We start from the raw sequence: 18,333 nt of genomic DNA, 5'->3' as shown, positions 1-18,333 counted from the left end.
ATTGCCTCACGATGACACGCGCAGCACCACCTTGCCCGCCGCGTGGCCGGTGGCGCTCAGCTCCTGCGCCCTGCCGGCTTCGGCCAGCGGAAGGCTCTGCGCGACCCGCACCGCGAGCTTGCCGTCGACGACGAGCTGGGCGTACTCGGCGAGCCGGGTGCCGAACGGTGCGCCGCCGCCCGAGAACTCGACCCCCAGTTCGGCGGCCCGCGGATCGGCGATGGTGACGATCCGGTCCGTGCCGCCGACAAGTTCGATCGACAGCGGCAGGTCACCCTGCCCCGCGGCGTCGTAGACGGCGTCGACGCCCTGTGGCGCGGCGGCGCGGATCCGCTCCGCGAGGCCCTCTCCGTAGGCGACCGGGGTGGCGCCGAGTGAACGGAGGTAGTCGTGGTTGGCGGGGGACGCCGTGCCGATGACCGTGGCGCCGCGGGCCATCGCGAGCTGAACGCCGACCGCGCCGACCACCCCCGCGGCCCCGTGGATCACCAGCGTGTCGCCGGCGTCCACCTTCAGCGCGTCGAGCACCCGAACCGATGTCTCGACGGCCACGGGCAGTGCGGCGGCGGCGTCCCAGTCGAGGCCCGCGGGCTTGAGGGCGAAGTCGGTGGCGAGCGCGTGCTCGGCGTACGCGCCGGTGACGGTCCAGCCGAGGACCTCGTCGCCCACCTCGACCCCGGTGACGCCGTCGCCGACCTCGTCGACCACGCCGGCCGCCTCCAGGCCCGGGGTCACCGGGAAGGGGGCCGCGAAGTGCGGCATCCACCCGTTGCGGATCTTGTGGTCGAGCGGGTTGACCGCCGCTGCCACGACTTTCAGCCTGATCTGTCCCGGTCCGGCGTGCGGCTCCCCGACCTCCTCGAGGCGCAGGACTTCCGGGCCGCCGAACTCGGCGTAGGTGATCGCCTTCATCGTTCACTCCAGTCGTTGGTCGATGTGTCAATCCTGGATGCCGACCCGAACGACCTGAGCCAGCACTTCGGATAGTTCCCCCTGGCCGAAAGACCAGCCGTCGACCCGGCCGAGCGGACTACGCTCGAACTCATGGACCTGCAGACGGCTGTCGGCGTGATTCAGGCACCGCTGGGCGAGACGTTGCCGCGGCTGTCCGAGGCGCTCGCCGAGACCATTCCCCACCAGGCGGTCGCCGAGCTGTCGAACTGCTCGTTCGCGCCGTTCAAGTTCCGCGGTGGGGCGCCGGGGCCGACCATCGCCGATCTCGCCGCGTTGCGGCCGCTGGTGTCCTCGAAGGGAACCTGGCAGGGGCGAGCGGTCATGGGTGGCGTCGAGGTTCCCGTGGTCGTCCTGGTGAGCGACGTCTCCCAGCCGAGCGCGCTGCTGGTGCTGCTGCGGTCCGAGGACACCCCGGTGCCGGAGGAGCTGCTGACGTCCGCGCGGGCGCTGTGGGACCTGGTGACCGCGCACATGGAGGGCCTGCGCAACGAGGCGGTGCCGGCGACGCTCGCCGTCTCGCGGGCGGCAGCGGCGGCCCGTGCCGTGGCCATCTCCGACCTCGGCGACGCGTTCGGGGCCGCCCTGACCGCCTTGCTCGGCGTGCTGCGCGACCGCGACGTGGACGACGAATACGCCCGTGCACGTGCCGTCGACCTCGCCGTCACCGCGCTGATCGAGCTGCGGTCGCGGGCCGATCTCGACCGGGCGCAGACCGAGGAGCGGTCGGGTGACGCCTTCGAACGCCTGGCGGAGTCGCTACGCCGGGTGCTGCGCGGCCGTGACGTGCGGCTCGACCTGGGCCCGCCCGGTGCGGAGGAGGGCGCGGATCGTGTGCTGCCGACCGAGGTCGCGTTCACGGCCAGTGCGGTGGCCAGGTCCGCCGTGCACGCGATGCTGGACGACCAACGGGGCGTGCGGCGCGTTCACGTCGCCTGGAAGATCGTCGGGACCGCGTTGAAGGCGACCGTGCGCGACGACGGCCCGGGCACTCTCTCGTGCGGCAGCCTCGACACCCGCCGGGTCGCCGAACGCCTGGGGCCGCTCGGCGGGCGCGCGGAGGTGGACGCGGTGCCGGGCTGGGGATCGACGGTGACGATCGAGGTGCCGATCGGGCCGCCGGAGAACCCGCGCGACGACCCGCTGACCGTGCTGGGCGCGCGGGAGCTGGAGGTGCTGGGACAGCTCGCCCGCGGTCGCCGCAACCGCGACATCGCCGGTGACCTGCACATCAGCGAGTCCACGGTGAAGTTCCACGTCGCGAAGATCCTGGAAAAGCTGGGCGTCGGCTCCCGCGGCGAGGCGGCCGCGCTCGCGCACGAGTGGGGTGCGGCGGCGCGTTAGCCGATCTCGTCGAGGCGCCGGCGGACCAGGTCGCGGACCACGTCGTCCGGCAACGGTGTGTCCGCGGTGAAGCGAATCGTGCCCTTGGACAGGGAGAAGCCGGCCAGCCGGTCACGCACCGCGTCCACGGCGGCCGGGCTGAACGGGTACACGGCCAGGTGGTTCCCGGAGGCCTTGAAGCCGAGCAGCGGTTTGCCGTGGTGGCGCAGCGCGGCCATGCCGTAGCTCGTGCCCTGCTCGGCGTCGGGTGCCGACTCCTCGGCCAGTGCGCGGACCCGTTCGAACGCGGCCCGTGCGGGAGCGTCGAGCCCGGCGAAGTAGTCGTCGACATCGGCCATGCGGGCACGCTACCTGGGGCTCAGCGCTCCGCGAGCGAACCTGTGGCGCGTCGCGGGACCATGTCGTTCGTGCTCGATACAGAGACGTGAACCACCCTCGGTTGCACGTCCAATAGTAGGAAGTCAAACTATTCCTATGGCGACCTCTCTGCACCGACCGGCGAACCCGGTCCGCTTCGTGACGGCGTCCAGCCTGTTCGACGGGCACGACGCGGCGATCAACATCATGCGGCGGATCCTGCAGTCGCAGGGTGCGGAGGTCATCCACCTCGGCCACAACAGGTCGGTGGCGGAGGTCGTCAACGCCGCGATCCAGGAGGACGTGCAGGGCATCGCCATCAGCGCCTACCAGGGCGGGCACGTCGAGTACTTCTCGTACCTGGTCGAGCTGCTCAACGAACGCGGCGCCGGGCACATCCGGGTCTACGGCGGCGGTGGCGGCGTCATCGTCCCCGAGGAGATCGAGCTGCTGCACTCCCGCGGCGTGGCGCGCATCTTCTCGCCGCACGACGGGCAGTCGCTCGGCCTGGCGCGGATGATCAACCTGATGATCGAGGAGTGCGACCACGCGCTCACCGAGCCGTTCAGCCACGACGCGCTGCTCACCGGCTCCGACGAGGCGCTGGCCAGGGCGATCACGCACATCGAGGCCGGGCAGCCCGTCGACGTCGAGACCACCCGCACCGTCCCGGTGCTCGGCATCACCGGCACCGGTGGTTCTGGCAAGTCGTCGCTGACCGACGAGCTGGTGCGCCGGTTCCGGCTCGACCAGCAGGACAAGTTGCGCATCGCGGTGCTCGCCGTCGACCCGACGCGGCGCCGCGGTGGTGGCGCGCTGCTCGGCGACCGCATCCGGATGAACTGCCTCGACGGCGACCACGTCTTCTTCCGTTCGCTGGCCACGCGCCGTGCGGGCAGCGAGATCCCGGACGGCCTGGAGCAGGCCATCAAGGCGTGCAAGGCGTCGGGCGCGGACCTGGTCATCGTCGAGACGCCCGGTATCGGTCAGGGCGACGCGGCAATCGTGCCGTTCGTGGACTTCTCGCTGTACGTGATGACGCCGGAGTTCGGTGCCGCGTCGCAGCTCGAGAAGATCGACATGCTCGACTACGCGGACGCCGTGGCGATCAACAAGTTCGAGCGCCGCGGTGCCGAGGACGCGCGTCGTGACGTGGCGCGGCAGCTGGTGCGCAACCGCGAGGCGTTCGGCGTGAAGTGGGAGGACATGCCGGTCTTCGGCACGTCCGCCGCGACGTTCAACGACGACGGCGTCACCGCGCTGTACCAGTTCCTGCGCGACGGGCTCGTCGAGCACGGCCTCACGGTTGAAGAAGGCTCTCTCGCGACTGTCAACGGCAAGACGTCGACGAGCGCGTCCACGGTCGTGCCGGCCTCCCGCGCGCGCTACCTGTCCGACATCGCCGACACCGTGCGCGGCTACCACCGCAAGACCGACGAGCAGGTCGAGGCGGTCCGCACGCACACCCAGCTCACCGGCGCGCAGAAGGCGTTGGAAGCAGCCGGGAAGGGCGTCGCGGACATCGCGGAGCTGGCTTCGGCCGCCGAGCGCGAGGTCGAGCGCGACACGGCGGACCTGTTGAGCGGCTGGGAGAAGGTCCGCGAGGAGTACTCCGGCGACGAGCTCGTGTTCAAGGTGCGGGACAAGGAGATCCACACCAAGCTGACGCGGGAGACGTTGTCCGGCAACCAGGTCCGCCGGGTGAGCCTGCCGCGCTACGACGACGAGGGCTCGCTGCTGCGGTTCCTGCGCAAGGAGAACCTGCCGGGCTTCTTCCCGTACACCGCGGGGGTTTTCCCGTTCAAGCGCGAGGGCGAGGACCCGGCGCGCATGTTCGCGGGCGAGGGTGACGCGTTCCGCACCAACCGCCGCTTCAAGTACCTGTCGAAGGGCAACCCGGCCACGCGCCTGTCGACCGCGTTCGACTCGGTGACGCTCTACGGCCGCGACCCCGACACCCCGCCGGACGTCTACGGCAAGATCGGCACGTCCGGTGTCTCGATCGCGTCGCTCGACGACATGAAGGCGTTGTACGACGGTTTCGACCTGGTCGCGCCGACGACGTCCGTGTCGATGACGATCAACGGCCCGGCGCCGACGATCCTCGCCTACTTCCTGAACACCGTGATCGACCAGCAGGTCGCCAAGTTCCGCGACGAGCACGACCGCGAGCCCGACGCCGCCGAGTACGACCAGCTCCGGAGGTTCGCGCTCGCCAACGTCCGCGGCACCGTGCAGGCCGACATCCTCAAGGAGGACCAGGGCCAGAACACCTGCATCTTCTCCACGGAGTTCTCGCTGCGCATGATGGCGGACATCCAGGAGTGGTTCATCCAGCAGCAGGTGCGCAACTTCTACTCGGTGTCGATCTCCGGCTACCACATCGCCGAGGCCGGAGCGAACCCCATCTCGCAGCTCGCTTTCACGCTCGCCAACGGTTTCACCTACGTCGAGTCGTACCTGGCGCGCGGCATGAACATCGACGACTTCGCGCCGAACCTGTCGTTCTTCTTCTCCAACGGCATGGACGCCGAGTACAGCGTGATCGGCCGGGTGGCGCGGCGGATCTGGGCCGTGGCCATGCGCGACCGCTACGGCGCCGCCGAACGTTCGCAGAAGTTCAAGTACCACGTGCAGACCTCGGGCCGTTCGCTGCACGCGCAGGAGATGGACTTCAACGACATCCGCACGACGCTGCAGGCTCTTTGCGCGCTGTACGACAACTGCAACTCCTTGCACACCAACGCTTACGACGAGGCGATCACCACGCCGACCGAGTCCAGCGTCCGGCGCGCGATGGCCATCCAGATGATCATCAACAAGGAGTGGGGCCTGTCCGCGAACGAGAACCCGCTGCAGGGCTCGTTCGTCATCGACGAGCTGACCGACCTCGTGGAAGAGGCCGTGCTGACGGAGTTCGACCGCATCTCCGAACGCGGCGGCGTGCTCGGCGCGATGGAGACCGGCTACCAGCGCGGCCGCATCCAGGACGAGTCGATGCTCTACGAACAGCGCAAGCACGACGGCTCGCTGCCGTTGATCGGCGTCAACACCTTCCTGCCCGAGGGCGGCGAGCGCGAGGTCGTGAAGATCGAGCTCGCCCGCGCCACCGAGGAGGAGAAGTCCTCGCAGGTCGAGCGCACGCGTGCGTACCAGGCGGCACACCGGGACGAGGCGGAGAAGGCCTTGTCCCGGCTGCGGGAAGTCGCGCAGACCAACGAGAACGTCTTCGCGGTGCTGATGGACGCGGCGCGGGTGTGCACGCTCGGTCAGATCACCGAGGCGTTCTTCGAGGTGGGCGGCCAGTACCGGCGCAACATCTAGACCGCGTAGGGCCGGCCGACGATCCACCCGCCCACGTGGTCGGGCAGCTCGTCGGTCGGCACCACCTCCACGGTGTCGCCGACGCGGACCGTGCCAGGCTGGATCACCCAGCTGTCCAGGCAGAGCACGCCACCGAACTCGTGCCGGATCCGCCGGTGCACGTCCAGGTCCTGCGCCCCGGTGTCGGGATCGATCGTCGTGACCACGCACCGCGCCCGCTTCTTGAACATGCCGATCACCACGTCGCCGGCCACCAGCGCGTGTCCCGGCCAGCTGTCCTCCTCGCCCGCCTCGACACCGCCGATGAGGATGTTGGGCCGCAACCGCCGCACGTCGACTCCGGCGGCCGCGACCTGCCCGTCGGTGGCCACCAGGACGTTGAGCACGTCGAAGCGCTCCGGCCCGGAGTATCGGGTCAGCCGGCCGCCGAACGGCAGCACCAGCGCGTGTGCTTCCCAGCTGTCCCAGGGATGTCCGTCCACCAGCGGGCCGTCCGGACCGGTCGACGCCGGGATCGTGAGCAGGCCGTGCCGAGTGCGCCCGGTCAGGACTCCGCGCGGGCCCTGGACGTGGACGAGCCGATCGCCCGCCACGCCGTCACGGGTGAACTCGGCTTCCTGCAGTGGTTCGCCACCGAGCGACTTCACCGGATAGCGCCACAACGCTTCGACGTGCATCTTGGCTACTCCGTCGGGATCTCGTAGGTCGACCCGGGGTCGATGCGGCGATCGGATTCGGCGATCCGCACGTCGTTGATGCTCGCCTCACGCCTGCTCATGAGGCCGGACGGCGCGAACTCCCAGTTCTCGTTGCCGTAGCTGCGCCACCACTGGCCGTCGTCGTCGTGCCACTCGTACTGGAAGCGCACGGCGATGCGGTCGTCGCCGAACGCCCACAACGACTTGCGCAGCACGTACTCGTGCTCGCGCTCCCACTTCTTCGTCAGGAACGCGACGATCTCGTCGGTGCCGCGGACGAACTCGGACCTGTTGCGCCACACCGAATCCGGGGTGTAAGCGCCGGCGACGCGCAGCGGATCCCGCGTGTTCCAGGCATCTTGGGCAGCTCGCACCTTCAGGCGGGCCGTGTCGGCGTCGAACGGGGGCACGAGGTTCACGAGAGTCCTTCCAACGGTTAGGTGACTCCGCAAACGTTAGAACGAGTCTCTAACGGGTGCAAGTCTGTGTTACCGTTAGACGTGCTGACGCCCGACGAGCCCCGTCCGGTCCTGCTGATGAACACCATCTGGGCCAACCGGTCGCAGGTGCACGACGACCTGACCACGGTCGGTGGGCTTCGCGACTTCCTGGGTGTGCCGGCGGACCAGGCCGACCTCGACGCGTTTCGCGCGCTGCGGCAGGCACTCAGAGACCTCGCCGGAGTGCTGACCGAGGACACGCGTGCGGTCGCGCAGGACCGTGACCTTCAGCGCGCGGTGGCTGAGGTCAACCGTGCGGCGAGAAGCGCGCGGCAGTGGCCGCAGCTCCAGGTCGAAGCCGGGGAACTGGTGCGGGGCAACGAAAGTGAAGGCTCGCTCGCGGACCGGGAGCGCGCGTCGATCGCCGCGGCGGCCGTGGAGCTGTTCGCCGGCGAGAACCGCGTTCTGTTGCGCGCCTGTTATGCACCGGGCTGCGTGCTCTACTTCGTGAAGGATCATCCGCGCCGTGAATGGTGCTCGCCATCCTGTGGCAACAGGGTCCGCGCGGCCCGCCACTACCGGCGCAATCGGGGTGAATCGCCTGGTCCGAACGGGTTTTCCTGATCGCCAGGGCTAACCATGAGCCGCTCTGGTTCCGATAACCGGAGAACAGTAGGGCGCGCTTTGTGTGGTGGTGATCCGCGATGTCCCGAGAATCCGTGCCAGGCCACGACATCAGCTATCACCTCGTCTGTTTCGACGAGACCGGCAACGAGCGGGGGCGCGAGAGCGCGGACGTCTTGTACGACGCCCGCCGCGACGTCACCGACGTGTTCTTCTTCATCCACGGGTGGAACGGCGATGTGCCGGCCGCCCGGCTGCAGTACGGGCAGTGGGTCAAGACCATGGCCGACTGTCGCGCCGAACGTGAGGCGGCACACCGGCTTCCCGGCGGCTTCAAGTCGTTGCTCGTCGGCCTGCACTGGCCCTCCAAGGCGTGGGGCGACGAGGACGTGCGGTCCGACGAGTTCATCAAGGCCTCGGCGCAGCGCCTCGGCGGGGGAGCGGGCCGCGTCGCCGCGGTGCGCACGATCGTCGAAGCCGCGCGGCAGCACCCGTGCCGGATGTCGGCCGCGGTCAAGCAGGCCTACGACTACCTGGAGAGCTCGGTCCCGGACCTGCCGGGCGAGGACGGCATGCCTTTCGACGCCGAGCAGCTCTACCGGGCGTGCCTGGAGGACCCGGCGCTGGGCGGGATCCTGTCGCCGTTGCGGATCCTGACGTTCTGGAAGATGAAGCGCCGCGCCAAGGTGTTCGGCGAGAGCGGCGCCGCCCGGATCGCCCGCGAGGTCGCCCAGGCCGCACCGTCCGCGCGGATCCACCTGATGGGCCACAGCTTCGGCTGCATCACCGCGACCGCGATGGCGAACGTCGTGCCCGCCGCGACGCTGACGTTGATGCAGGGCGCGATGTCGCTGTGGTCGTTCGCGGAACGGCTGCCCGGCGAACCCGGCTCCGGCTACTTCCGCGGCGTGCTCGGCCGCGTGCCGGGCCCGATCATCGTCACCACGTCGGCGCACGACCACGCCATCGGCAAGTTCTACCCGCTGGCCGCGCGGTCGGGCCGCCAGGTCGACCTCGACGAGTACCCGAAGTACGGCGGCCTCGGCTCGCACGGCGTCCAGGGCACCTACGCGCACGGCCACAACATCGGATCTCCTGGTGAGCTGTCGCGCGGCCAGGTGCACAACGTCGACTGCACCTCGGTGATCCGCCGCATCGACGGGATCGCGGGTGCGCACAACGACATCTGCCACCCCGAATTGGCCCGTTTGCTGTGGAGGGCGGTGCTCGCCCGGTAGAGATTGTCCGTTTTCAGAAACACGCGTTTCCGTTGACTGCTCCGATGACTCGGTTCTACCGTGGGTTGCACCGTCGCTGCCGAAAAAACCTCGGAGCCGAGGACGGTAACAAATGTTTCGTCGTCCATTGTGGATAGTCGCTGCCTTCGTGCTGGCGCTCGTCGCCGGAACGACGCCGGCACAGGCCGCGGATCCCGTGCTGGTGCCCATCTTCGACGGCAAGACGCTCGACGGCTGGACCATGCACGCCAAGGACGCGTTCGTCGTGAAGGACGGCGCGATCGCCAGCAAGAAGGACACCACGCGCGGCTGGATCTACTACAACAAGCAGCAGTACAAGAACTTCCGCTGGATCTTCAAGGTGCGCCAGATCTCCGGCAACCACAAACCGACCGTGCTGATCTGGGGCAAGATCCAGACGCCTCCGCTGAACGGCCTCGGCGCCATCCAGTTCCAGCCACCGAACGGCGGCGCGTGGGACTACCGGGTCGGCCACAACAACGGCGGCGGCAAGCTCTTCACCAAGTACCCGCACCCCAGCATCGACGTGAAGAAGTGGGCGCAGTGCGAGATCCTCGCCAACGGTGACACGGGGGTCGCCCGCATGGCGTGCTGCCCGCTGCCCAACGGCGCCACCAAGTGCAAGGCCACCGAGGTCCTGAAGTTCGAGGACAAGAAGGAGCCTGCCGGTCGTGAGGCGCCGCTCGCGATCCAGATCCACAACAAGGGCATCGAGGACGAGTACAAGGACCTCGTGGTCGAGTCGCCGGTCGCGGACCCGACGAAGTTCATCACCACATAGTTGGGCCTCTGGGTAGAGGGAACCGTGCCCGTCCCACGCCGCGAGTCATCTGACCCCCGCGCGCCGTGAGACGGGCCACGGTCTATCCCGCGCCCAGCCGCAGGACCATCTGCGGCACCAGCGTGTTGCCGAGGCACGGGCGCAGGTCCGCGCGCAACGCGGACAGGCTGGTGTGGTCCAGGGACGGGTTCACCGCGATGCCGACCGTCCCCGCGGTCAGCACCACGCGCTGCATCGCCTGTCCCGCACGGATTTCCGCCGCGGCCCCCTGGTTGAACGTGCACAGCACCAGCTCGGCGCCGTTCTTCACGTGCAGCCACGCGCGTTCCACTTCGGCCGCCCGCGACAGCAACCCGCGCCACGAAGCCAGTTCCGGGAACGTCGTCCACGTGCGACGGTTCTTGGTGTGGGTGTGCAGGGTGCGCAGCAACGCCAGCACGTCCGGACTCGGCTCCTGATAACCGCCGAGCCGCACGGCCGCAGCGGCGTCGTGGGCGCTCGGGCCGGGCAGGAGCGTCACGAGTGGACGGATGCCGTGACCCTGCAGCGCCAGCCGGACGTTGAGCAGAGCGACACCGCAGGCGAGCCGCGTCTCCCTGGTGTGCGGGCTGGTGGTGTGCAGCTCGATCTGCTCGGGACGCACCTCGAATCGCACGCCGGGTGCGGTGGCTCTCGCGAGTGCGAGGACGCTGTGCACGTCCTCACCCGCGAGTCCGAGTGAGTCGGGCAGGGCGATCGTCATGCTCACACTTTCCGGCCGGGGGCGGTTGGAAGGCCACGGTCGAAGGTCCCAACTTGATAGGGCCGACCGATGGGCAGGCAGGCCCGTGCGACGGGCGAAAATGTGCGAATCTAGTCGGCGTGTCCGACGCGCCCGACCGCCGAGGCCTCGACGAGCTGCTCGACGAGGTGCGAGACCGCATGGACGAGATCGTCACCACCCGTGACCACATGCAGGAGCTGCTCGGCGCCGTCCTCGCCGTCGCGTCCGGGCTGGAGCTCGATTCGACGTTGCAGCGCATCGTCCAAGCCGCGGTCGACCTCGTCGGTGCCCGCTACGGCGCTCTGGGTGTCTTGGGCACGCGCGACGACCTGTCCGAGTTCGTCTACGTGGGCGTGGACGAGGCGACGCGGGCGACCATGGGCCACCTGCCGGAGGGCAAGGGCCTGCTCGGACTGCTGATCAAGGACCCGACGCCGCTGCGGTTGCTCGACCTCAGCCGGCACGACATGTCCGTCGGTTTCCCGCCGAACCACCCGCCGATGCACAGCTTCCTCGGGGTGCCCGTCCGGGTGCGCGACGAGGTGTTCGGCAACCTCTACATGACCGAGAAGATCGACGCCGCCGAGTTCACCGCGGACGACGAGGCCGTGCTGCTGGCGCTGGCCGCGGCCGCCGGCATCGCGATCGAGAACGCCCGGCTGTTCGAGCGCTCCCGGATGCGCGAGCGGTGGCTGGAGGCGATCGGCGAGGTCAACTCCGAACTGCTGGGCGGCGCCTCCGGCGAGTACGCGCTGCGCCTGATCACCCAGCGCACCGTGGAGCTGGCCGGTGCGGACTCGGCCCTGGTGGTGCTCGGCGACGGCGCCGACACCCCGTTGTCCGTGGCCGCGAGCGCGGGCGTGAAGATCGACGACTTCGACGCCGCCGACCACGCGGTCGACGAGGTGATCCGCTCCGGCATCCCGCTGCTGGTGGACGACCTGGGCTCGGCGTTCGGCCCCGCGCTGGCCGTGCCACTGCGGTCCGGCGTGGGCGTCACGGGAGCGCTGGTCGTGCTGCGCCGAGGCGGCGAGACGCGCTTCCTGCCGGACCAGGTGCCGATGCTGGCGTCGTTCGCGGACCAGGCGGCCGTCGCGCTGGAGTTCGCCGAGCAGCAACGCTCGCAGCGCCTGCTGGACGTGCTGGAGGACCGCGACCGCATCGCCCGCGACCTGCACGACCACGTCATCCAACGGCTCTTCGTCACCGGCCTGACCCTGCAGGCCACCATGCGCCGCATCACCGAGCCCGAAGTCGCCGCACGCCTGCAGACAGCCGTGGAACAGCTGGACGAGACCGTGCGCGAGATCCGCACCTCGATCTTCGACCTGCACTCGACCGACAACACCTCACTGCGCCGCCGGCTGCTGGACCTGGTGGCGGGCCTGACCGAGGCCACGCACCTCTCGCCCGCCGTGCGCATGTCCGGCACCGTCGACAACTCGGTGCCGCCCGAACTCGCCGAACACGTCGAGGCCGTCGTGCGCGAGGCCGTCACGAACGCCGTCCGGCACGCGTCCGCCACCGAGCTGACCGTGCTCATCGACGCCGGCGAGGACGTGGTGATCACCGTGCAGGACAACGGAATCGGCATCCCGGCCGACGCGTCGCGCAGCGGCCTGCGCAACCTCGCGAGCCGCGCCGCGAAGTTCGGCGGCACGCTCGCGGTTCGCGCGACTGAAGGCGGCGGCGCGTGCGTGGAGTGGCGAGTCCCGCTCACGTAGTCACCGAGGTGCCCGCCTTTCCCGAGCGGATCTCCAAGACATCGGCCGAGACCGGCACCGAGTTCTCTCGCACCCACACCTGCCAGTCGTGTGGCCAGCGCGTGCCGGACGACCAGCGAACGCCGTCGAGCGGAAGATCGCTGAGGGTTAGCGGGGCTTCTCGCCGTCCTTGCGGAACTGCGACGCGAACACGGCGGCCTGTGTGCGGCGCTGCATGCCGAGCTTCGCCAGCAGGTGGGAGACGTAGTTCTTCACGGTCTTCTCCGCGAGGAACATCCGCTCCGCGATCTGCCGGTTCGTCAGGCCCTCGCCGATCAGGTCGAGCACCGTGCGCTCCTGCTCGCTGAGCATGCGCAGCGGGTCGCCCTCCTCGCGTTCGCGGCGGATGCGGTTCAGCAGGGCGGAGGTCGTGCGGGCGTCCAGCAGCGACTGGCCGGCCGCGACCGTGCGGACGGCGTTGACCAGGTCGGCGCCCAGGATCTGCTTCAGCACGAACCCGGAGGCGCCCGCCATGATCGCGTCGAACAGGGCCTCGTCGTCCGCGAAGCTCGTCAGCATCAGGCACTGCAGGCCCGGGATGTGGCTGCGCAGCTCGCGGCAGAGCTCGATGCCGTTGCCGTCGGGGAGCCTGATGTCGAGCACCGCCACGTCGGCCTGCGCGCCCGGCACCTTGGCCAGGGCCTCCGCGACCGACGCGGCGTCACCGACCACTTCGAGATCGGACTCCTCGCCGAGCAGGTCCGCGATGCCGCGGCGGACGATTTCGTGGTCGTCGACGAGGAACACGCGCGTCACCATTCACGTCACGGTAGCCCAAAGTCCCTGCGATGAGGGGACCATCGGCACGCGGCTCGCCACATCGTCCGGGCCTAGTTTGAGATCATGAGCGGTCTTCCCGTTGTTGTCGGAGTCGACGGATCCCCGTCCGCGCTGGCCGCGGTGGCGTGGGCTGCTCGCGAGTGTGCGCGGCACGACGCGCCGTTGCGGCTGGTGCACGCGTACACGCTGCCGACGCGCGGTTATCCCGAAGTCATCTCATCGGCTCGTGAGCTGCGGTCGGCCATGTACGACCAAGGACGGATGTGGCTCTCTCAGGCCGTTGCCGTCGCACGGTCGGAAGCACCTGATGTGCCCGTGGAGCACGACCTGCGAATGGAACATCCCACGCCCGTGTTGCTCGCGGAGTCGTCACGCGCGCGGGAAGTGGTGGTGGGGTCGCACGGGCTGGGCGGGTTCACGGGAGCGTTGGTGGGCTCGACGGCCGTGGCGCTCGCACAGCACGGTGAGTGCCCCGTAGTGGTGGTGCGAGGGAACCACCATGAAGGACCTGTGGTGGTGGGTGTCGACCTCTCACCCGAGTCGGACCCGGCCATCGGCTTCGGGTTCGAGGAGGCGGCCGCGGGAGAAGTGCCGCTGGTGGCCGCGATGGCCCGTGTCGACGAGCAGTCGACGCTGCTGAACACGCGAATGTCCGGGTGGCTGGAGAAGTACCCGGACGTCGCGGTGGAACTGCTGGTTGTCGGGGAGCGGCCGATCCCGTTGCTGCTGGAGCTGGGGGAGCGGGCCGGACTCCTCGTGGTGGGGTCGCGGGGGCGTGGCGGATTCGCCGGGATGCTGCTCGGATCTACCTCGCAGGCCCTGATCTACCACGCCCCGTGCCCGGTGGCCGTCGTCAGGCCTGCTTGACCGCGGAGATCTCGAACTCGAGGACGACCTTCTCGCTCACCAGCACGCCACCGGTCTCGAGGGCGGCGTTCCAGGTGACGCCGTAGTCCTTGCGGTTGATGGTGTGCGAGCCCTCGAAGCCCACGCGGGTCTGGCCGTACGGGTCGACCGCGACGCCCTCGAAGGCGAACGGGATGGTGATGCTCTTGGTGATGCCCTTGATCGTCAGGTCACCGGTGATCTCGAAGTTGTCCTCGTCGACCTGCTTGGCGGAGGTCGAGACGAAGGTGATCTCCGGGTGGTTCTCGACGTCGAGGAAGTCGTTGGTGGTCAGGTGGCCGTCGCGCTGCGCGTTGCGGGTGTCGATGCTCGCGACCTTCAGGGTCACCTGCGCGGTGGTGTTCTCCGGCTTGTCACCGTCGATCGAGATCTTGCCGTCGAACTCGTTGAACGCACCGCGAACCTTGGTGACCATCGCGTGGCGTGCGACGAAGCCGATGCGGGAGTGCGAGCCGTCGATGACGTAGTCGCCGGTCAGTTCGGAGAGGTTGGTGGCGGTGGTCATGTTCGTCAGTCCTTCGGTTGTGCGATTTGGTTGAGGTGTCATCTACCTTGCAGGAACGTGGGTGATGTGTCAACTATTCCCGTATGCTGAGCTGGTGACACGATGGCTTGAACCCGAGCAGCAGCGGGCGTGGCGTGCGTACGTCCGCATGCAGGGGGAACTGAACGCGCACCTGAGCAGGCAGATCTCGGTCGACTCGGAGATCTCGATGGCCGACTTCGCGGTGCTGGTGCAGCTCACCGACACCGTCGACGGACGGGTGCGCGTGCTGGAGCTCGCCCGGCTGCTGAACTGGGAGAAGAGTCGCATCTCACACCACGTGGCCCGGATGGAGAAGCGCGGGCTGGTGCGCAGGGAGAACTGCGGCAGCGACGGGCGCGGGTCGTTCGTCGTGCTGACGGAGCAGGGCCGCTCCGCGATCGAGGAGGCCGCGCCGTCTCATGCCGAGACCGTGCGCGCGCTGGTGTTCGACCAGCTCTCCGAGGCCGAGGTCGAGGCGTTGCGGGAGATCTCGGAGAAGATCTTCACGCGGCTAACGACAGGAGAATGTGCGTCGGTAATCGCTCGGTGCGACGCCGACGACCCGATGGAAGTGGTGCCGGAGGAGAGCGGCTGTCCCGAAGCCTGAGCTGGCGGCCACCGCGTCTACGTCCAGGTCGGTCTCTTCGAGCAGGGTCCGCGCGTGCAGCACTCGTTGGAGTGACAGCCACTTGTTCGGGGTGGTGCCGGTCTCCGCGGCGAACTTGCGCGCGAACGTCCGCTCGGACATGACCGCGAGCTTCGCCATGGACGCCACCGTGTGGTTGTCCGCGATCGTGTCGAGCACCTGTGCCAGCACCGGTTCGAGGCTGTCGTGACTGCACTCGGGGATCGGGAGCTCCACGAACTGCCGCTGCCCGCCGTCACGCTGCGGCGCGACGACCATCCGGCGCGCGATGATGTTGGCGATCTTGGTGCCGAGCTCTCTTCTGACGAGGTGCAGGCAGGCGTCGATGCCCGCGGCCGTGCCGGCGCTGGTGATGATGTTGCCGTCGTCCACGAACAGCACATCCGGGTCAAGGTGGGCCTTGGGGAACCTGGCTCGGAACTCCCTCGTCTCGCGCCAGTGGGTCGTGCAGCGGCGGTCGTCCAGCAGGCCGGCCTCTCCCAGGATGAACGCGCCGTTGCAGACGCTCAGCAGCGTCGCGCTGGTCTCCCTGGTGGTCTTGAGCAGCTTCTCCGGGTAGACGTCCCGGATCCGCGCCGCCGGGAGGGCGACCAGATCGGCGTCCAGCAGTGCGTCGAACCCGTGCTCCGGCGTGATGCTGACGCCTCGAATGCTCGTCGGCACCGGCTGGTTGGGGAGCTCGCCGCACACGCGGAAGTCGATCAGGGGCACGCCCTCCTCGGTCCGGTCGACGCCGAACACCTCGCAGAGCAGGCCGAACTCGAACGGCGCGACGCCGTCGATGAGCGGAACCGCCACCGATCGCAGCATGGCAGGATTTTAACGCGCATCGTCAGATCTGCCACTGTTGGCGGGATTTTGTTGGCCGCAAACTTTAGACATGACTCTTGCAGCGATCGTCCTGGCAGTAGCAGCTCTCTCCGTCTGGCTCGACCGGCACCGCGACCGCACCGCTGGTCTCGCAGGCTCAACCGACGTCAACGACCGTGACCGCGTCCGCGTGCGCGACGACCTGAGGTACCTCACCTGACGATGTGGGGTTCGGGACCTGTGTACCGGGCGACCGGGCGGATGATCTTCGTGTCCTCGGACTGTTCGAGCGCGTTGGCACACCACCCGATCACCCGGCTGCACGCGAACGTCGGCGTGAACATCTCGCGCGGGATCCCGCACAGCTGCATCACCACACCTGCGTAGAACTCCACGTTCGCGTACAGCTGACGGCCCGGCTTCAGCTCTTCCAGCAGCTCGGTGACCCGGCGCTCCACCGTGACCGCGAAGCCGGTCAGTTCGGTGGGGTGCTGTTGGGCGATCTCCTTGAGCAGGCGCGCCCGCGGGTCCTCGGTCTTGTAGACGGCGTGACCGAAACCCATGATCCGGTCGCCCTGCTCGATGCGTTCGCGGACCCACGCGTCGATGTTGTCCGGCGACCCGATGAGGTCCAGCGCCTCCAACGCCCGGTCAGGCGCGCCACCGTGCAGAGGCCCCGAGAACGTCCCGATGGCCGCCGTCACGGCCGACACGACGTCCGCACCGGCTGACGCGACCACGCGCGCGGTGAACGTCGACGCGTTGAAGCCGTGGTCGATCGTGGCGATCAAGTACTGCTCGACTGCACGGCTCGTCCATGTTGACGGCTCCAGTCCAGTCAACATGTACAACCAGTTCGCCGACATTGACAAATCAACCCTGGGGTTGACTGGATCAAGTCCGAGCTTGAGCCTGTGCAGTGCGGCCAGGATCGTCGGCGTCATCGCGCTGACCTTGAGCGCGTCCGCCTTCCTGCTGCTCATCGGCGCGTCCCACATCGGCTGGCTGGGCAACATCGACAGCGCGGTCCGCAGCCCCGCCAGCGCCGTGCAGCCCGACCTGGCGATCGCCGGCAGCACCTCGTTTATGGTCTTCGGCAGGTCCCTGAGCTGCGCTGTTTGGGTTTTGAACAGCGCGGACTCGTCTTCGTCCGGCAACCGGCCCTCGACGAAGAGGAACCACACGTCCTCGAACGTCCGGGTCCTGGCCAGCTCGATCGCGTCGTGCTCGCGGTAGTGGTAGTAGCCCGCGGCTCCGTTCACGTCCCCGATCAGGGTTGTGGTGACGACGACGTCTTTAAGCCCTTTGGGTGCATCAATCAACATGTACAACAGGCTCCGTCAACATGTCATGTACAGTCAATGTTGATGGAATCAATGTTGACGACGAATCAAGCTGCACGCCGCCTGGGTGTCAAACCGGCGACGGTGTACGCCTACGTCAGCCGCGGCCTCCTGACCAGCAAGAAGGTCAACCGGCAGAGCATGTTCGACGTCGCCGACGTGGAGGCCCTGGCGCAGCGCACTGGTGCGCGCGGAGCAGTGGCCGCTGTGACCGATCGCATCCGCACGCGCATCTCGCTGCTGGAGAACGACCGCCTCTACTTCCGCGGCCGGTCCGTCCCGGAGCTGTCGTCGACGAAGCGCTTCGAGGACGTCGCGCACTGGCTGTGGACCGAGATCGACTCGGTCGGCATGCAGTTCCCCGAGGGCCAGGAGATCTGGATGGCCCTCCCCGAGAGCGCCACGCTCACCGACCGCGTCCGCGTAGCCGTGGCGCTCGCCGGCGCCGGCGACCCGCTCCGCTTCGACCTCTCCCGCGCCGTCACGACGGCGAAAGCGTTGATCGCAGACGTCGTGGAGTCGTTGCCCCTGCAGCAACGCCCGCAGGGCACGGACATCGCCGACCGCCTGTGGGCCCGCCTCTCGCCGGCGCCGCCACAACCGGACCTGATGAACACCGTGCTCGTCCTGCTGGCCGACCACGACCTGGCGATCTCGACCATGGCCGCCCGAGTGGCCGCCTCCGCCCGCGCCCACCCCTACGCCGTGGTGTCAGCGGGCCTCGGCGCGCTGGAAGGCCAGAAGCACGGCACCGCCAGCACCCTCGCCCACCGCTTCCTGCAACAGGCGAAGGCGGACCCGATGGGCGCCATCGCCGAACACCTGCGCGCCGGCCAGCCGATCCCGGGCTTCGGTCACTACGTCTACGAACACCGCGACCCGCGCGCCGAACACCTGCTCGCCGTCCTGCGCACCCACGGCGAGCTGGTGGCGGACAAGGTGATCGGCGCGCAGCAGCAGACTGAAGTGGTCGAGGTCGATGACCAGGACGGTCATCGGTTCGCCGTCGATTCGGCAG

At 68.8% G+C, this 18,333-nt stretch carries 19 protein-coding genes; 10 read left to right on the top strand and 9 right to left on the bottom strand.

Going from position 1 to position 18,333, the window contains the following annotated elements; translation table 11 throughout:
* Nucleotides 1-6: 6 nt before the first annotated feature.
* Nucleotides 7-912 carry an NADP-dependent oxidoreductase gene (locus ABZX92_RS25460; protein WP_355564129.1) on the bottom strand — a complete coding sequence of 302 codons (906 nt, stop codon included), beginning with the start codon at nucleotides 910-912 and terminating at the stop codon, nucleotides 7-9.
* Between the two features lie 132 nt (nucleotides 913-1,044).
* Between ABZX92_RS25460 and ABZX92_RS25455 the strand changes: the two genes are divergently transcribed.
* A complete protein-coding gene (locus ABZX92_RS25455; RefSeq protein ID WP_355564126.1) occupies nucleotides 1,045-2,295 on the top strand; it encodes a LuxR C-terminal-related transcriptional regulator in 1,251 nt (416 codons plus the stop codon).
* On the opposite strand, the gene ABZX92_RS25450 is transcribed toward ABZX92_RS25455, so the two are convergent.
* Entirely contained in the window at nucleotides 2,292-2,633 is a 342-nt protein-coding gene (locus tag ABZX92_RS25450; protein ID WP_355564123.1) for a DUF1801 domain-containing protein, read from the bottom strand. The two genes, ABZX92_RS25455 and ABZX92_RS25450, sit on opposite strands and share 4 nt — an antisense overlap.
* A 136-nt stretch (nucleotides 2,634-2,769) precedes the next feature.
* Between ABZX92_RS25450 and icmF the strand changes: the two genes are divergently transcribed.
* The gene (gene icmF / locus ABZX92_RS25445; RefSeq protein WP_355564121.1) at nucleotides 2,770-5,976 is read left to right on the top strand and encodes a fused isobutyryl-CoA mutase/GTPase IcmF; all 3,207 of its coding nucleotides are present in this window, start codon (nucleotides 2,770-2,772) and stop codon (nucleotides 5,974-5,976) included.
* Here icmF and ABZX92_RS25440 read toward each other — a convergent pair.
* Nucleotides 5,973-6,653, bottom strand: a complete 681-nt coding sequence (locus ABZX92_RS25440) for an MOSC N-terminal beta barrel domain-containing protein (RefSeq protein ID WP_355564118.1) — start codon at nucleotides 6,651-6,653, stop codon at nucleotides 5,973-5,975. The genes icmF and ABZX92_RS25440 overlap by 4 nt on opposite strands.
* A 5-nt stretch (nucleotides 6,654-6,658) precedes the next feature.
* Nucleotides 6,659-7,093 carry a nuclear transport factor 2 family protein gene (locus ABZX92_RS25435; RefSeq protein WP_355564115.1) on the bottom strand — a complete coding sequence of 145 codons (435 nt, stop codon included), beginning with the start codon at nucleotides 7,091-7,093 and terminating at the stop codon, nucleotides 6,659-6,661.
* An 81-nt stretch (nucleotides 7,094-7,174) separates the two neighbouring features.
* Between ABZX92_RS25435 and ABZX92_RS25430 the strand changes: the two genes are divergently transcribed.
* The 3 genes from ABZX92_RS25430 to ABZX92_RS25420 all read left to right on the top strand — a co-directional run bounded on the left by ABZX92_RS25430 (nucleotide 7,175) and on the right by ABZX92_RS25420 (nucleotide 9,778).
* A complete protein-coding gene (locus ABZX92_RS25430; protein ID WP_355564112.1) occupies nucleotides 7,175-7,738 on the top strand; it encodes an ABATE domain-containing protein in 564 nt (187 codons plus the stop codon).
* An 80-nt stretch (nucleotides 7,739-7,818) separates the two neighbouring features.
* A complete protein-coding gene (locus tag ABZX92_RS25425; RefSeq protein WP_355564110.1) occupies nucleotides 7,819-8,976 on the top strand; it encodes a hypothetical protein in 1,158 nt (385 codons plus the stop codon).
* 112 nt (nucleotides 8,977-9,088) lie between these two features.
* A complete protein-coding gene (locus ABZX92_RS25420) occupies nucleotides 9,089-9,778 on the top strand; it encodes a family 16 glycoside hydrolase (RefSeq protein WP_355564107.1) in 690 nt (229 codons plus the stop codon).
* An 82-nt stretch (nucleotides 9,779-9,860) separates the two neighbouring features.
* Here ABZX92_RS25420 and ABZX92_RS25415 read toward each other — a convergent pair whose 3' ends face one another.
* Complete coding sequence (locus ABZX92_RS25415) at nucleotides 9,861-10,520, bottom strand: hypothetical protein (protein WP_355564104.1); 660 nt, start codon at nucleotides 10,518-10,520, stop codon at nucleotides 9,861-9,863.
* A 179-nt stretch (nucleotides 10,521-10,699) separates the two neighbouring features.
* Between ABZX92_RS25415 and ABZX92_RS25410 the strand changes: the two genes are divergently transcribed.
* Nucleotides 10,700-12,265: a GAF domain-containing protein gene (locus tag ABZX92_RS25410; protein WP_355564198.1), complete on the top strand. Its 1,566-nt coding sequence runs from the start codon at nucleotides 10,700-10,702 to the stop codon at nucleotides 12,263-12,265.
* Nucleotides 12,266-12,412: 147 nt separating this feature from the next.
* Here the strand turns inward: ABZX92_RS25410 and ABZX92_RS25405 are convergent, their stop codons facing one another.
* Complete coding sequence (locus ABZX92_RS25405; RefSeq protein ID WP_355564101.1) at nucleotides 12,413-13,063, bottom strand: response regulator transcription factor; 651 nt, start codon at nucleotides 13,061-13,063, stop codon at nucleotides 12,413-12,415.
* A gap of 84 nt (nucleotides 13,064-13,147) precedes the next feature.
* Here ABZX92_RS25405 and ABZX92_RS25400 point away from each other — a divergent pair, with 84 nt between their 5' ends.
* A complete protein-coding gene (locus ABZX92_RS25400; protein ID WP_355564098.1) occupies nucleotides 13,148-13,951 on the top strand; it encodes a universal stress protein in 804 nt (267 codons plus the stop codon).
* On the opposite strand, the gene ABZX92_RS25395 is transcribed toward ABZX92_RS25400, so the two are convergent.
* Nucleotides 13,938-14,495 carry a YceI family protein gene (locus ABZX92_RS25395; RefSeq protein WP_355564095.1) on the bottom strand — a complete coding sequence of 186 codons (558 nt, stop codon included), beginning with the start codon at nucleotides 14,493-14,495 and terminating at the stop codon, nucleotides 13,938-13,940. The two genes, ABZX92_RS25400 and ABZX92_RS25395, sit on opposite strands and share 14 nt — an antisense overlap.
* Nucleotides 14,496-14,589: 94 nt before the next feature.
* Here ABZX92_RS25395 and ABZX92_RS25390 point away from each other — a divergent pair, with 94 nt between their 5' ends.
* Nucleotides 14,590-15,123 (top strand): MarR family transcriptional regulator, encoded by a 534-nt coding sequence (locus ABZX92_RS25390; protein ID WP_355564092.1) that lies wholly within the window; start codon nucleotides 14,590-14,592, stop codon nucleotides 15,121-15,123.
* On the opposite strand, the gene ABZX92_RS25385 is transcribed toward ABZX92_RS25390, so the two are convergent.
* Nucleotides 15,028-15,972 carry a helix-turn-helix domain-containing protein gene (locus ABZX92_RS25385; protein WP_355564089.1) on the bottom strand — a complete coding sequence of 315 codons (945 nt, stop codon included), beginning with the start codon at nucleotides 15,970-15,972 and terminating at the stop codon, nucleotides 15,028-15,030. The two genes, ABZX92_RS25390 and ABZX92_RS25385, sit on opposite strands and share 96 nt — an antisense overlap.
* 70 nt (nucleotides 15,973-16,042) lie before the next feature.
* Between ABZX92_RS25385 and ABZX92_RS25380 the strand changes: the two genes are divergently transcribed.
* Complete coding sequence (locus ABZX92_RS25380; RefSeq protein ID WP_355564086.1) at nucleotides 16,043-16,192, top strand: hypothetical protein; 150 nt, start codon at nucleotides 16,043-16,045, stop codon at nucleotides 16,190-16,192.
* Here ABZX92_RS25380 and ABZX92_RS25375 read toward each other — a convergent pair.
* A complete protein-coding gene (locus ABZX92_RS25375; RefSeq protein WP_355564083.1) occupies nucleotides 16,185-17,297 on the bottom strand; it encodes a citrate/2-methylcitrate synthase in 1,113 nt (370 codons plus the stop codon). The two genes, ABZX92_RS25380 and ABZX92_RS25375, sit on opposite strands and share 8 nt — an antisense overlap.
* A gap of 42 nt (nucleotides 17,298-17,339) precedes the next feature.
* Here ABZX92_RS25375 and ABZX92_RS25370 point away from each other — a divergent pair.
* A partial coding sequence (locus ABZX92_RS25370) for a citrate synthase (RefSeq protein WP_355564080.1) occupies nucleotides 17,340-18,333 on the top strand: 994 nt, incomplete at its 3' end.

The sequence above is a fragment of the Lentzea sp. NPDC006480 genome (assembly GCF_040611995.1).
Taxonomy (GTDB): domain Bacteria; phylum Actinomycetota; class Actinomycetes; order Mycobacteriales; family Pseudonocardiaceae; genus Lentzea.
Note: the sequence above shows the minus strand (reverse complement) of the source record. Positions and strands in the feature narration are given on the sequence as shown.

Excerpts from the sequence above, each read along its gene's own strand:
- ABZX92_RS25425 (WP_355564110.1), top strand. The coding sequence starts at position 7,819 with ATGTCCCGAGAATCCGTGCCAGGCCACGACATCAGCTATCACCTCGTC.
- ABZX92_RS25380 (WP_355564086.1), top strand. The coding sequence starts at position 16,043 with ATGACTCTTGCAGCGATCGTCCTGGCAGTAGCAGCTCTCTCCGTCTGG.
- ABZX92_RS25415 (WP_355564104.1), bottom strand. The coding sequence starts at position 10,520 with ATGACGATCGCCCTGCCCGACTCACTCGGACTCGCGGGTGAGGACGTG.
- ABZX92_RS25385 (WP_355564089.1), bottom strand. The coding sequence starts at position 15,972 with ATGCTGCGATCGGTGGCGGTTCCGCTCATCGACGGCGTCGCGCCGTTC.
- ABZX92_RS25405 (WP_355564101.1), bottom strand. The coding sequence starts at position 13,063 with ATGGTGACGCGCGTGTTCCTCGTCGACGACCACGAAATCGTCCGCCGC.
- ABZX92_RS25455 (WP_355564126.1), top strand. The coding sequence starts at position 1,045 with ATGGACCTGCAGACGGCTGTCGGCGTGATTCAGGCACCGCTGGGCGAG.
- ABZX92_RS25400 (WP_355564098.1), top strand. The coding sequence starts at position 13,148 with ATGAGCGGTCTTCCCGTTGTTGTCGGAGTCGACGGATCCCCGTCCGCG.
- icmF (WP_355564121.1), top strand. The coding sequence starts at position 2,770 with ATGGCGACCTCTCTGCACCGACCGGCGAACCCGGTCCGCTTCGTGACG.
- ABZX92_RS25395 (WP_355564095.1), bottom strand. The coding sequence starts at position 14,495 with ATGACCACCGCCACCAACCTCTCCGAACTGACCGGCGACTACGTCATC.
- ABZX92_RS25420 (WP_355564107.1), top strand. The coding sequence starts at position 9,089 with ATGTTTCGTCGTCCATTGTGGATAGTCGCTGCCTTCGTGCTGGCGCTC.
- ABZX92_RS25460 (WP_355564129.1), bottom strand. The coding sequence starts at position 912 with ATGAAGGCGATCACCTACGCCGAGTTCGGCGGCCCGGAAGTCCTGCGC.
- ABZX92_RS25375 (WP_355564083.1), bottom strand. The coding sequence starts at position 17,297 with ATGTTGATTGATGCACCCAAAGGGCTTAAAGACGTCGTCGTCACCACA.
- ABZX92_RS25440 (WP_355564118.1), bottom strand. The coding sequence starts at position 6,653 with ATGCACGTCGAAGCGTTGTGGCGCTATCCGGTGAAGTCGCTCGGTGGC.
- ABZX92_RS25410 (WP_355564198.1), top strand. The coding sequence starts at position 10,700 with ATGGACGAGATCGTCACCACCCGTGACCACATGCAGGAGCTGCTCGGC.
- ABZX92_RS25450 (WP_355564123.1), bottom strand. The coding sequence starts at position 2,633 with ATGGCCGATGTCGACGACTACTTCGCCGGGCTCGACGCTCCCGCACGG.